Origin of the sequence: Wolbachia endosymbiont of Oedothorax gibbosus (assembly GCF_936270145.1) — a bacterium.
Lineage (GTDB): Bacteria > Pseudomonadota > Alphaproteobacteria > Rickettsiales > Anaplasmataceae > Wolbachia.
This window is the reverse complement of record NZ_OW370537.1, coordinates 432512-445526: the sequence shown is the minus strand read 5'-3', so window position 1 is coordinate 445526 and position 13015 is coordinate 432512. Positions and strand designations below refer to the sequence as shown.

At 33.9% G+C, this 13015-nt stretch carries 11 protein-coding genes and 3 pseudogenes; 7 read left to right on the top strand and 7 right to left on the bottom strand.

Annotated elements, in window-relative coordinates; all coding sequences use genetic code 11:
* Window positions 1-330 precede the first annotated feature (330 nt).
* The gene (locus NBW37_RS02275; protein ID WP_250296746.1) at window positions 331-1248 is read left to right on the top strand and encodes an Rpn family recombination-promoting nuclease/putative transposase; all 918 of its coding nucleotides are present in this window, start codon (window positions 331-333) and stop codon (window positions 1246-1248) included.
* Window positions 1249-1587: 339 nt separating this feature from the next.
* On the opposite strand, the pseudogene NBW37_RS02270 reads toward NBW37_RS02275, so the two are convergent.
* Window positions 1588-2143 (bottom strand): annotated as a pseudogene (locus tag NBW37_RS02270) (GNAT family N-acetyltransferase); the annotation flags it as partial.
* An 84-nt stretch (window positions 2144-2227) separates the two neighbouring features.
* On the bottom strand, window positions 2228-2938 hold the full coding sequence (ccmC, locus tag NBW37_RS02265) for a heme ABC transporter permease CcmC (RefSeq protein ID WP_250296745.1): 711 nt from the start codon (window positions 2936-2938) through the stop codon (window positions 2228-2230).
* Between the two features lie 135 nt (window positions 2939-3073).
* Here ccmC and NBW37_RS02260 point away from each other — a divergent pair, with 135 nt between their 5' ends.
* The 3 genes from NBW37_RS02260 (at window position 3074) to NBW37_RS02250 (ending at window position 4454) form a co-directional block, all read left to right on the top strand.
* Window positions 3074-3892, top strand: a complete 819-nt coding sequence (locus NBW37_RS02260; RefSeq protein WP_250296978.1) for a pyruvate, water dikinase regulatory protein — start codon at window positions 3074-3076, stop codon at window positions 3890-3892.
* 69 nt (window positions 3893-3961) lie between these two features.
* Window positions 3962-4090, top strand: a complete 129-nt coding sequence (gene ykgO, locus NBW37_RS02255; protein WP_250296744.1) for a type B 50S ribosomal protein L36 — start codon at window positions 3962-3964, stop codon at window positions 4088-4090.
* Between the two features lie 49 nt (window positions 4091-4139).
* Window positions 4140-4454, top strand: a complete 315-nt coding sequence (locus tag NBW37_RS02250; protein WP_250296743.1) for an FtsB family cell division protein — start codon at window positions 4140-4142, stop codon at window positions 4452-4454.
* Between the two features lie 380 nt (window positions 4455-4834).
* On the opposite strand, the gene NBW37_RS02245 is transcribed toward NBW37_RS02250, so the two are convergent.
* Window positions 4835-5857 carry an IS110 family RNA-guided transposase gene (locus NBW37_RS02245; protein WP_250296742.1) on the bottom strand — a complete coding sequence of 341 codons (1023 nt, stop codon included), beginning with the start codon at window positions 5855-5857 and terminating at the stop codon, window positions 4835-4837.
* 288 nt (window positions 5858-6145) lie between these two features.
* On the opposite strand from NBW37_RS02245, the pseudogene NBW37_RS02235 reads away from it, so the two are divergent.
* The 3 genes and pseudogenes from NBW37_RS02235 to NBW37_RS02225 all read left to right on the top strand — a co-directional run bounded on the left by NBW37_RS02235 (window position 6146) and on the right by NBW37_RS02225 (window position 8814).
* Window positions 6146-7033 (top strand): annotated as a pseudogene (locus tag NBW37_RS02235) (patatin-like phospholipase family protein).
* Window positions 7015-7638: a hypothetical protein gene (locus tag NBW37_RS02230; protein WP_250296741.1), complete on the top strand. Its 624-nt coding sequence runs from the start codon at window positions 7015-7017 to the stop codon at window positions 7636-7638. Before NBW37_RS02235 ends, NBW37_RS02230 begins: the two are co-directional and overlap by 19 nt.
* Window positions 7639-7802: 164 nt before the next feature.
* A protein-coding gene (locus NBW37_RS02225; RefSeq protein WP_250295836.1) for an IS630 family transposase occupies window positions 7803-8814 on the top strand; the annotation gives its coding sequence in 2 pieces (ribosomal slippage) (window positions 7803-8315 and window positions 8317-8814; 1011 coding nt in all).
* 17 nt (window positions 8815-8831) lie between these two features.
* On the opposite strand, the pseudogene wmk (NBW37_RS07730) reads toward NBW37_RS02225, so the two are convergent.
* The 4 genes and pseudogenes from wmk (NBW37_RS07730) to NBW37_RS02200 all read right to left on the bottom strand — a co-directional run bounded on the left by wmk (NBW37_RS07730) (window position 8832) and on the right by NBW37_RS02200 (window position 12624).
* Window positions 8832-9726, bottom strand: a pseudogene (gene wmk, locus NBW37_RS07730) (WO male-killing family protein Wmk).
* A 38-nt stretch (window positions 9727-9764) separates the two neighbouring features.
* Window positions 9765-10655: a WO male-killing family protein Wmk gene (wmk, locus tag NBW37_RS02210; RefSeq protein ID WP_370273130.1), complete on the bottom strand. Its 891-nt coding sequence runs from the start codon at window positions 10653-10655 to the stop codon at window positions 9765-9767.
* Window positions 10656-10749: 94 nt separating this feature from the next.
* On the bottom strand, window positions 10750-11865 hold the full coding sequence (locus NBW37_RS02205) for a hypothetical protein (protein ID WP_250296738.1): 1116 nt from the start codon (window positions 11863-11865) through the stop codon (window positions 10750-10752).
* 102 nt (window positions 11866-11967) lie between these two features.
* Entirely contained in the window at window positions 11968-12624 is a 657-nt protein-coding gene (locus tag NBW37_RS02200) for a JAB domain-containing protein (protein ID WP_250296737.1), read from the bottom strand.
* Window positions 12625-13015 lie beyond the last annotated feature (391 nt).

Below are 13015 nucleotides of genomic sequence, written 5' to 3'. Positions count from 1 at the left end.
TTTCAATATACATTTATTATTAGACTTCTTTCAAAATTGACAAACAAGGGAAAAGAAGTATAAAATCACATATTTAAAGGTATGAGATATAAAGAAATAGAAAAGTTGGAAGGGGAGAAATTTAGGCAGGGGTAAAAAAGGGAACATTTAAGCGAATGGTGGAAATTAAGTGGACGTCTAAAGCAGAAGATGCTATTCTTAGGCCATCTGTAACAGTCGTTTTTTTCTCTAACATACCCAAAGTTTAAAAAAATAAGATTTAAACACAAAAGAGTTGAATATTTCTTCAGAATTGTGTATAATTATTAATGCTTTTTTGGTTAGTTCGTTATGGCTCTTTCTAAGTTTCTCGACCCCAAGAATGATGTCGCATTTCGGCGTATCTTTGGCACTGAGAAGAATAAAGATATCCTAATTCACTTCCTCAATGATATTCTGGGTTTTGCTGGCAAAAATGCAATACAGGATATAGAGTTTTTAAGTACTATTCAAGACCCTGATATTGCCTCTAAAAAGCAAAGTATTGTTGATGTCCTCTGTAGAGATTCTTCAGGTATTCAGTACGTTTGCGAGATGCAGGTCGCTAAAACCAAAGGCTTCGAAAAACGTGCCCAATACTATGCAGCTAAAGCTTACTCAAGACAAGCTGATAAAGGTGATCAATACCAAGACCTTAAGGAAATTATCTTTATTGCTATAGCAGATTGTGTTTTATTTCCTGATAAGTCTGAGTATAAATCAAAGCACACTATTCGAGATGAAGACACTAATGAGCACGATCTAAAAGATTTTTACTTCATATTTATTGAATTGCCAAAATTTCCAAAAACCAAAGAGGATCAGCTTTCAAGTATAGTCGAGAAATGGGTTTACTTCTTTAAATATGCAGATGAGACTAGCGAAGAAGAGCTGGAAAAAATAATAGGTAGTGATCTAATAATTAAAAAGGCCTATGAAGAGCTAAATAGATTTAACTGGTCAGAAAAAGAATTTATTGCTTATGAACAAGAAATAAAACGTATTCTTGATGAACAGGCTGTCCTCGCTCAAAAACTTGATGATGCTACTGAAAAAGGCATCCAAATCGGACATGAAAAAGGCAGAGCGGAAGGTAGGGAGGAGGGCGAGAAACAGGCTAAAATAGCTGTGGCTAAAAATTCACTTAAGGCAGGTGTCTCTATAGATGTTATCGCTGAAATTACCGGCCTTTCACTTGATGAAATTCAAAAGTTAAGAATTAATATTTAACCTTAGTTTCAAATCTCTAAATCCCCTTATCTATGTGAAAAGCCACGAAATAATACACTATTAATATTTGACTAATAAATTCAATCTGGTTATTATTAATTGTATATAAAGTAAAGTGAGGAAGGGTATGGTATTAACTCAGCAGGCTATTAATCAAAAATTACTTAAATCTTCTAGGGACGTATACAATAGCTATTTACTTTTGTATAAGTTAAACGGATTAAAATGAGCAAATAACAAATCATTGAGGTCAGTGATTTCTTGTGCAATCGATCAAAATCAAAGTGAAGTCAAGTTTAGCTTAGAAGGTGAAGAATATAGTATTTCTATACAAAAAGATAAACGTTTTTTGATAAATCTATGATCTTGTTCGACAATATTATTTAGATATTTTATTTGAAAAACCATAATCTTCAGAAATTTCTGTATTCAAATCATCAAGAGCAGCAGTATTACTGCCGCTTTTATCAATTACTACTTTCTCAGGAAGGTTATTCTCTCTAAAGGCTTTACGAAAGAACGCAAGTGCCGCAGACTTGTCTCTACGAGCACACAACAGAAAGTCTACAGTATTACTTTTTCTAGCTGCTGCTTTTTCTGCAATTTTAAGTAATTTTGATCCAATTCCTCTGCATCTCATGTTTGGCAATACGTTAAAATCCATAATTTCTGGAATGTTTTTATCCTGAAAAGGTCTATATTGAGAACACCATTTTAATGTTATGTATCCAGCAAATTCATTTTGATAAAAAGCGATCCATGCAATACGCTCACCAAGCTCTTGTTCTTTCAGATAAGTTTCAAATGTGGATGGTGGTTTTGGCCAATTATTCTTTTTAAAATTAGTAACTATTTGCTGGATATCTGATTCTGCAAGTAACCTTATTTTAACCATAGATTCATTTTGTGAAAATCAACTGCTAAGGATTTTTGCAACTATTTTAGTTGTATGCTTCTTTCTATAGAATTGCAAGATCATCTAATACCGCACACTAATTTCTCTCTTTATCTTATATAAATTAATTAAGTAAAGCGAATACAGTATCCACACTACTAAAAAAAATGTGGCACAAAACATAAACATTGCAACCAGTGGCAACAGCAAAGAACTTTCTATTGCCACTCCACCTTTTCTCAAAATGCTTGCAGGCTGGTGGAGAGTAGACCATAAATTCACGGAAAATTTTACTATAGGAATATTTATAGCACTAAAAATGGCAAATACTGCTGCTGATTTTTCTGCTCTTGCTTCATTATCAAAAGCGCTCCACAATGAAAGGTAGCCAACATATAGGAAAAACAAAATTAGCATTGAAGTAAGCCTTGCATCCCATACCCACCAAGTGCCCCAGGTGCCTTTTCCCCAGATGCTACCTGTGATTAAGCATATTGCAGAAAAGACTGTCCCTGCAGGAGCAGCAGCATGTGCCAAGACACTGGCAATGCTATTGTTCCATACCAATGAAATGAAACTAAGTGATGCAATGAGTCCATATATTCCAAGAGCAAGCCATGCAGAAGGCACATGAATGTACATGATTCGTACAATTTCTCCTTGTTTATAATCTTCTGGGGAAAAGAATAACGCCAAAGACATTCCAATTAAAAAACATGCGGAACAAATAATCCCAATCCAAGGTAGTGCTTTTTTAGAAAGAGAAGTGAAATTTGTAGGCTTGAATAAAAACATCCGTTTTGAGAATAATTGTGTTAAGAATTTACCAATTAGTTTGAGTTTTATCAACAGGATAGTTTTTCTATATTTACGTAGGTCAACAAATTAGCATAATTTGAGTAGCTTGCTATTATTTTTAGTATAACGTTGATGACCCTTAAAAAACTTAATCTACACTTAGTATCAGATTCAAGTGGTGAAACTGTCATATCAGTTGCAAAATCAGCTCTGAAACACTTTCGTTCTATAGAAACGATCGAATATGTTTGGTCTTTTGTGAAAAAAGAGGAGCAGATTGACAAAATTCTGGAGGAAATTAATAGGAAAAGTGATGAGCATAATTTTGTTATATGCACTATTACTGATGATGAGCTAAGAAAATATCTAAAAGATAACTGTATAAAGTTGAAAATTCCCTATAGAGCAATATTATCACATATTATTAGAGAAATTTCATCCTATCTTGAAATTGAAAAAGACGAAAAGCTTGACTTGCATACTGAGATAAATAACGAATATTTTCAGCGCATTGAGGCAATAAACTACACTATTAATCATGATGATGGACAAAATATTCAAGATATTGATAAAGCAGATATAATTTTGGTTGGAGTTTCACGCACATCAAAATCTCCCACCAGTATGTATTTAGCTTACCGAGGCTATAAGGTTGCAAATATTCCTTTTGTTAGTGAGGTACCCTCTTATGTCGACTTAGCAAAATTAGAAAATAAACTGACAATAGGGGTAACAATAGACGTAAGTAGGCTAATAGAAATACGCAAAAATAGACTTACTTCAATTAACAACGAAGATAATAGTATATATGCTGATCCTGAAAAAGTAGAAAAGGAAATTAAAGAAGCAGAGGAACTATTTAAGCAGAATAACTGGCCAATTATTGATGTCACGCAAAAGTCAATCGAAGAAGTATCAGCAACAATTATACAATATTTTAATAAAATGTGAAAAATTTATCAATTGACTAACTCTCTGTAAGTGATCATAATGTAAGGTAATTTAATTCTTACTATAGATATGAAAGTCAAAAGTTCGCTAAAATCTCATCGCAACAGAGATAAAAATTGTAAAGTTGTGAAAAGGGGTGGTAAGATTTACATTATAAATAAGGTAAAGCCAAGGTGTAAAGCGCGTCAAGGTTCTTAGCTTTCTGCTCACCTTTTCATGTTATATATTTCTTGTATGTGAAAGTACAGTGCTTATATCTAAAAAGAAGCAAAAGTTACTGTGTTTAAGCGCAGCCTTACTCATTTCTTCTCTTACATTATATTTCAGCATTAGCACAATTACAGGTAAACGTGGCTTATTGACGCTAATAGACTTAAAAAAAGAAATCGAGTACAATAAACTTCTGCTAAAGGATGTCTCTTCTGAAAAGAAAAAGTTGGACAACAAAGCATTCGGCTTATATGAAAAAAGCTTAGATTTAGATCTGCTTGATGAGCAAGCAAAAAATGCTTTAGGTTATGTGAACCCTAATGAACTTATGGTTGTTCTTGACGTGGAATAGCAGTAGAGATCTCCCTACGTGCGGTATCTCGTTGTAGATTCCGCTAACAAGCAGCAGAATGACGAGTTACCAAGTTGTAGGTAAATCTAAGGTAACCGTTCACAGGTTTCCACTTCATTCTTCAATCTCACTAATAGAAAGATACCGTCTCGCTAGTCAACAAGAAAATTATAAAAATTGAATCTTAAGCTGTATTGTGAAATTAAAAAATACTTCCTATTCATGTCCTGCGTAGCAGTATAGTTAATGTATATGTTGATAAGTAAATTATTTTTATATGTACAAGACAGCAGAAATTAACATATACATAACCAATTACATTAAATAAATTTGTGTAAAATGCCATTTTGCATAAGATAGAATAGACGCATTTTTTGATTTTAAAGTACTAAACCCTCCTTCAACCGCCTCGCCCTGTAATTCTTGATATGGTCAGGATTAAAAGCACTTTTAGATTTTAGAATACCGAAAATGATATGGAGTAGCTTACGCATTGCAGCACCAACGATAGCCATATTATGCTTACCCTTTTCCTTTAATCTTTGACAAAAACTCATAATGATAGGATTGTGATTCTTAGCTACTATGGCAGGAAAGAAAAGTGCCTTACGTAATATTTGTGAACCAGATTTACTTAATCTGGGTTTAGCATATACAGATGAACCAGATGTTATATTTCGTGGTATAACTCCTGCATATGCTGCCAATTGCCTGGCATTTCTAAAAGCTTCTATGTCAGGAACTTCAGCTAAAATCGCTGTTGCTGATTCTTCTCCTATACCTGAAATGGTCAATAGAAGTTGAAAATTTTCCAACAATTCTTTGTGCTGTTTTAATAATTCACGTACAGAGTTTTTTATTGTTTCTATTTTTTGAGCTATATTCATTGCAAGGTCTTCCCAAGCATTTGCAACTTCTTTAGGCAGTCTCTCTTTTTTTTCTAAGTGGTTATTTACTAATGTCAATTCATCTTTTAATGCAACCGAGCAACGATAAAGATGTTTTAATTTTTTTAACTCAGGAGAAGGTGGCGTCCAACGGGTAGGTTCCTGTCTTTGGCAATAATCTGCGATAATTTCTGCATCGGTCTGATCATTCTTTTGTCGTACAAGCTTACTCCTTGCATAAGATTTTATGCAATAAGGGTTTACAACACTAACAAAATGTCCAGTGTTGTGCAGAAATTCAGCTAAAGCTTCACTATAACAGCCAGTGGATTCCATGCAGGCTTTTACTTCTTCTACATTATGTTTTTGTAGAAAGCTCTGCAGACCTTGAAACCCATCATCATCGTTTTTAAAGCTCCTTTTTCTAGCTTCACGCTTTCCTTTTTTGCTTACAAATGAGAGAAAAACATCAAAGCGATCTTTTGATATATCTATGCCCAAAAAGTTGTTGATCATATATAACCCCATACGTTACTATTTAAAATGAAAAGTAAGGCTAACCTTGTGAATACAGAATTAGAACCTTTTAGGTCTTTCTACGATACCGTCCAGCCTATCCTTTTGAGAAGGGAACTCTTGTCTTTCCGACAGATTTTATATCTAAGGCCAGTAACAGAGTTCTTCCCTTCTCCACCTAGTGCTTAAGCTTAAAGCATTAGATGCTTTTTTCAAGATACAAGACTGTAGTTTTTGGGCAAGTAACACAACCTGATAAAAGAGAACAAGTTAATAAAATCAATAAATATGACCAAATACATCCTTTCAGTAGACGGCGGAGGCATAAGAGGAATAATACCAGCCATAATATTAGCAGAAATAGAAAAGAGAGCAAGGAAGCCTATTTCTCAAATCTTTGATCTAATGGCTGGTACTTCAACAGGCGGAATTGTTGTAGCTGGGTTGTGCAAGAAAGATGATCAAGGCAAACCTCAATATTCAGCTAATGATTTAGTTGAGCTTTACCAAGAGTACGGAGCATAACTATCGTGGTTTAACTGTGCACAATACCCATATGAAAACATCGAGTCGATATTGGAGAAGTATTTTGGTGACGATATTCTCAAAAACACTTTAAGCAAGGTATTGATAACAAGTTATGATATCCACAATAATTTTCCATTTTTCTTCAAAAGCTGGAGAGAAGACAGAAATTTTATCAAGTTGAAAGATGCACTCAGAGCTACAACTGCAGCACCAACATACTTTGCACCTAAGTATTTAGAAGTTAAGCAAGAAAAAAGAGTGTTAGTGGATGGCGGCGTATTTGCCAACAACCCAGCGGCATGTGCATATGCAAATAGCAAAAAACTTTTCCCTAATGAAGAAATCGTTCTGGTGTCAATTGGCACAGGTCGGCTATCTAATCGAATGAAGTACAGAAAATTAGGAAAGATAGCCTGGATAAAGCCTTTACTAAATGTGATGTTTGCATCGAGCCTTGATGTGGTGAATTACCAACTAGGTAACGTAATGGACGACAGATATATAAGAATACAATCACAACTGACAATAGCGTCGGCTGAGATGGATAATGTAACACCTAAAAATATCAAATGTCTTCAGCAAGAGGCAAATGCAATGATAGAAGGTAATCAAAAAGTAATCGATAAATTTTGCGATATCGTATCTTAATTTACATAAAAATGCCAAGCAAACTGAAGAAATTATACCACAAAGCAAAGAAAGGTTTAAAAAACATAGTTTCGCCCAAAAAGCATACTAAGGGCCAAGAAGCTAAAATTTCAAACGATAAGCCAAAACCGCTACATGAGCAACCTCTAAAGATGATGGAGAAAACCTCTAAAGTAAAAAAAGATAAAAAAGGAATAAAAGAAAAAATAAAAAGCTTAAAAACAAAGAAAGCAAAACCCGTAGAAAAAGAGCTGAAAAGAGGCAATACGCTCAAAAAAGGCTTCAAAAAGCTAAAAGGGAAAATAAAAAAATTAAACCCAATAAAGGTTAAAAAAAATAAGATCATTGGAAGCAAAAAGTTAGCGCTTTTACTGACATCTGGTACGATTGTGGCAATTTTGCCGATGTTTAATTTGGCCCCTTTTCCAGCATTAGCGGTAACTTCTGCATGTGTTTTCAGTATAAACTTTATCGCAGTAAAAACGTTAAAGAAATTTATCAAACAACGCAAATTAGCAGTAAGATCAGAAGCTGAGCCAGAAAAGCTAGAAGAGGTATCTGTTGAACAACCGAAATCTAAGCAAATTTTCAGAGATGGTAAATAGATTTATTAAATAAACAACTACCTTTACTTATATCTTAATACATTATTTCTGAGTACCTCTGTTTTTAATCCAGAATTCAAGTTGTTATACCAATCTCCACTAATAGATAGACAAATAGTAAAAACTACAAATAATTGAGGCTAGAAAGAATAAATATGTAGTTTATGGCAGGAAAAAGTAAAGCAATAGGAGAAGAACTATATAATCAATGCAAGTTAGAATTAAAAAAATATGGAATAAGAGGAGAGATAGGAAGAAGGTTACAAGCAATAATATCAGCAAAGGAGTATGGTATCTCAAAAGTTGCTAAAATATATAGAATTACGAGAACGACATTAATGAAATGGATTGCAAGATTTAAAGAAAAAGGTGTTATTGGGTTTGCAATACAGCCAGGGCGAGGACCTAAACCAAAACTGAACGAGGAGAAGAAGGAAAAAATAAGAGAGGTAATAGAAGAAGATGGGGCAAATCTGACTGCTAAAAAATTGCAAGGTATAGTTGAAGGAATGTTAGCTATCAAAGTAAGTGAGTCAACGGCGAGAAGGCTTATGAAGAAGCTAGGATTTACATATATCACACCTCGTCCAGCACATTATAAACAAGACAAAAACAAACAAGAGGAGTTCAAAAAAAATCTCAATGAAATTGTGGAAAAGAACCGGAAAAAGGAGGTTTTTTTTCGATGAATCGAGATTTGGAACGCACTCAAAAGTTGGACATGGATGGTTTAAAAAGGGCTCAAGAACACAAGTTAAAGTAAAAATCGGAAGAGAAAACTTCTATCTTTACAGCGCTGTAAATCCCAGGAATGGAGAGGATATTAGCCTACTTGCTCCACATGTAAACACAGATTGCATGAACATATTTTTGGAGCAGATGTCGAAAGATTTGGGGACTAGAGAAGCTTTTCTTATCATGGATTGCGCAAGTTGGCATAGGTCTAAAGGTTTAAAAACTCCTGAAAATATCACCATAATTTATTTGCCGCCGTACTCGCCTGAGCTCAATCCTGTGGAAAGATTTTGGCAACATTTAAAGGAAAATATAATAAAGAACAAGATGTATGACTCTATTAAATTACTTGAAAATGCTGTATCTGAATTTATTCGAGATATTACGGAAAGTTCGATCAAAACCATTTGCTCTGTGAATTATTTGTCTAGTTATTTATGAGGGTTGGTATTACTTCATCACTCACTCAACTCATCAACAGTTAGACCACTTGCTCGCACAATAATATCAATAGCAACACCTGCCTTTGCTAGATTTTTTGCAACCTTGATCCTTTCTGTTTTTTTAACTTTTTCCTTGCCACTTTTCATATCTTCAGATAGAGATTTGACTAATGATTCTTGTTCTCTGTACTCATCCATTAAACTCAATAGCTTTTTGCTTTCTCTTGTTTTAGGCAGTAGAACTTTAATATTCACTGATAATGCTCCTGCTATTTGATATAATTTGTCAAATGATATAGCAGCGTATCCTTTTTCATATTCGTATATTTCCTTGAGCGTTAAATCAATTTTATCCGCCAAATCTTTTTGAGTATATCTTCTTATCAACCTCCATTCTCTTATTCTTTGCCCTATTCTGTAATATATAGAATCAGTGCAGACTTCTTTCTCTGTATTATCATACTCGTAAATAGATAAGCCTGTTGCCTGGGAAATTATGTCAACTGAAACCCCTTCTTTCACTAGATTTTTTGCTACCTCTAATCTTGCTTCCTCTTGATTCGCTAATATGAACAAACCTGACTAATGAAGGTACTATTTTGCCTAACTTTTGATTCTCGTATATTTTCGTTAGATAGAGTATTTCCTCGTCTTCATCTTCATACTCTCTTACTGTTATTGGTTTAGGTAATAGATCTACAGCATTAACTGACAATACTCTTGCTATTACATATAGTACTCCAACTGGAATAGGAATATACCCATTTTCATAGCTGTTTACTTCTTGGTATGTTAAACCTATTTGACTTGCTAATCCTATTTGAGTATGACCTCGCATTAACCTACTATTTTCTATTTTTTGCCCTATTTTGTAGCGTATAGGACTAACATCACTTACAGAAACAAACATATACCTCAATTAAAAAAATAAACTTTTATGCAATTTGGTCAGCAGATTATTTGCAAAATAATATCAATAGGAATTCCCCCTTTTACTAAATCCCTTCCAACTTTAATCCTTTCTACCTCTCTTACTTTCTCCTCACAAATCCGTATCTCTTCAAACAAAGACTTTATTAGTGCATACCGTAGTTCTTGGCTCTCAATTTCTTTGTATTCTTTAATCAAATCAGGTAGTTCATTTTTTATTTTATCATCTGCATCTTCTGTTAGTTCAAGCAGGTCCATGATATTAATTGATAACACCTCCGCTATCTCATATAATTTTCCCAGTGGAGTAGCTACGCGTCCTTGTTCATAGTTGCTTATTTCATCACGTGTTGTATCCATTTTCTCAGCCAAATCCTTTTGAGTATACTCTCTCACTAGCCTCCATTCTTTTATCTTTTTGCCTATTTGGTAGTAGATAGAACCTGTTTTTTCTTCAACACATTCATCAGCAGACAGACCAATTGTTTTTGCAACAATATCAACAGAAACTCCTGCTTTAACCAAACCCTTTGCAATTTTTATTTTTTCCGATTTTTTACTACTTTTCTCACTAACTTGGACAAATTGGGTTAATAAACAAAACATCCTACGCAACTCCTGATCATTAATCTTTTTATATTCTCTTACTAGATTTAATATTTCTCCTTCCTCATTTTTAAAGCCGATTTTCTCCTTTGATGCAGTAATGAGATCGGTAATACTTACTGACAATGCACCTGCTATAGCGTACAATCTTTCGATTGAAATTCTACGGTTCCCTTTTTCATATTGAAGTATTACCCAGTACTTTACACCAAGTTTCTCTGCTAAATCTTTCTGAGTGTACCCTCGCTCTAACCTCCAATTTTTTACTTTTTGCCCTACTTCATAGTCTAAACTTCTTTCCACAAAAAGAACCTTGCATATAATATTTTCTATTATAGCTCAAAGGCTCTAGATATAATAGCTAGACCCTGGAACCTTTAAATTGGTTGTAGATGAATTAAAGTGCCCTACAAGTTTCTTTACTATTTTCACGTACTTTGTCTGCCCATGAAAACAATTTTTCACTTACTTCCTTCTGCTTTTCACTCCATATGCCACATCTAGTGAAACTACCTCTCTCTACTGCTTCTTTAAGTTTTACTCCCCCAAAAAGGCAATTTTTTCCAATTTCTTCACCTCTTTTTTGTAACTCAGCCCACATTTCCTTGTTTTCTACTCTGACTTGTACTTGATCATATTTTTTTACATCGTGGTACAATATAACATTTAGCTTACCAATGCTCGTAGGAAATTCTAATACAATAGAGCTTCCATCTGACATATCAGTATAGTTTCTTATATCTCCTTTCTCGCTTTTAACCTCTACTGCATTATTGCCCATTCTTAAAATTAAACCTCTTTTTGCTTCCAGTATTTTGGCTACTTCTACTTTACTGTTCTCAGAAAATTCTATATACGATGTTGTATTATCTGCTTCCACATCTATCAATTCCCCTTCTTGAATAGCGCTTTCACCAATTTTTCTCAAATCCTCAAGCTTCTTGTCTATATGAGGCTGAACTTCTGGTTGCAATTCGTTGTAGATTTCACCTATCAGTTTATTCTGCAATAAAGTATCATGAAACTCTGCACCACTTAGCATTAATTTACGTATTAGCTTTTTACGATCAGCCTTATCAAATTTATGAAAATGTGTACCTAATACTACATATTCTGCAAAGCTCCATTCTCCATCATTACATGCATTTAGCCTTCCTCCAGAAGCTAGTACTTTGTCTATAACTTTGTGCAATTCATTTACATTCTTTGCCTCTACTACAGCACTTTTTAACCAGCTCAAAGTTTCTGCACTTGGCTTTATTTTTTGCAAAGCTGAAGCAAATGGATTTAAATCTTCTGCTTGATCATTTAAAGGTTTTGTACCATATATGTAGTCGAGCCCTTTTCCGTAGTTGGTTTGAACGTCTCTATTAGGAAAGGGCACTTCTCCAAGCTTTTTAGCCTTATTAATTTTGCTTACAAAAGTAGGCTGCTTTATATCAACGCCTTCAAGATCACCAAATATTTTCTTGTGATTAACATTAGTCTTTTTATTCCGTTCTTTACTAATCATATAACCCCCATGTTAAAAATACTTTTTAAGTATACAAACCTTAGTTTATACACTCTATTACTCATTATAAATTATAGTGAGTAGATTTGCAAATACTTTCTGCTATAACAATCCGTTTTCTCTAAAACTAAAATAGCCTCCACTTGTGATGATAATGTGATCAAATAATCTCACACTTACAGTACTACACGCTGCTGCTAAGCTCTTTGTTACTGCTTGATCTTCTTCTGATGGTTCTAAACTTCCTCCAGGGTGGTTATGTGACATTATTATTGATGTTGCATTTTTTATTAATGCCTTTCTTGTAATCTCCTTTATGTATACTGGTGCTTTTTCCATTTCACCAATATAGGATTCTTCTCCGATTAATTGGCGCCTTTTATTCAAATACAATATTTTTACACATTCCCTTTCCGAGTGACCTATACTTACGTTTAAGTACTCTACTAGCCCTTGTAAGTCCATTATTGGCTCACTTTTGAGCTTTTCTCTAAGTACCCTTTCTAGAGTTTCCTTAACGCACATAATCATTGCTACTGCAGAATCAGTCACTCCTTCTATAACTTTCAGGTCATCCATTTCTCGACCTAAAATCTTTCCTACTCCTGTATAGCTATTCACCAGATTTTTAGCAATTTCTTGAGCTTGTGGCCTTTCATGTACTGCACTTAGAAACGTTTCCATTATTTCACGATCAAGTAGTGCTTTGCCTTTGCTTTCTAATATTCTGAATTCTATTTCTTCTTTACTTTTATTCATATAATTTACCTTTCACTAACAACAAACTTTTTTTTAATATTTACTGCTGTTTTTTTATCAGCATTGGCATAAAGCCATAGCTTTCAAATGAAGTCAAATCAATTTTTCAATCTTTTTTATTTATTTTTTTATGAGATAGTAAAGATATTAATGATTACTAGTTTCTTTAAACGATGTCGTTGTATTTTATACACTAATTTGATGTCTCCTACAGCTCCAAATTCGTGACATCCATCTCCTGGGCTTATAAGGTGCTTTACAGAAGAGGTTGTAAAAGATGTACCAGAACTACGTCTAAAGCAGAAGATGCTATTCTTAGGCCATCTGTGACAGTCGTTTTTTTCTCTAACATACCCAAAGTTTAAAAAAATAAGATTTAAACACAAAAGAG

What these genes read in the sequence shown, in the direction of transcription:
- NBW37_RS02275 (WP_250296746.1), top strand. Translation starts at nt 331, where the DNA reads ATGGCTCTTTCTAAGTTTCTCGACCCCAAGAATGATGTCGCATTTCGG.
- ccmC (WP_250296745.1), bottom strand. Translation starts at nt 2,938, where the DNA reads ATGTTTTTATTCAAGCCTACAAATTTCACTTCTCTTTCTAAAAAAGCA.
- NBW37_RS02260 (WP_250296978.1), top strand. Translation starts at nt 3,074, where the DNA reads ATGACCCTTAAAAAACTTAATCTACACTTAGTATCAGATTCAAGTGGT.
- ykgO (WP_250296744.1), top strand. Translation starts at nt 3,962, where the DNA reads ATGAAAGTCAAAAGTTCGCTAAAATCTCATCGCAACAGAGATAAAAAT.
- NBW37_RS02245 (WP_250296742.1), bottom strand. Translation starts at nt 5,857, where the DNA reads ATGATCAACAACTTTTTGGGCATAGATATATCAAAAGATCGCTTTGAT.
- NBW37_RS02205 (WP_250296738.1), bottom strand. Translation starts at nt 11,865, where the DNA reads ATGATTAGTAAAGAACGGAATAAAAAGACTAATGTTAATCACAAGAAA.
- NBW37_RS02200 (WP_250296737.1), bottom strand. Translation starts at nt 12,624, where the DNA reads ATGAATAAAAGTAAAGAAGAAATAGAATTCAGAATATTAGAAAGCAAA.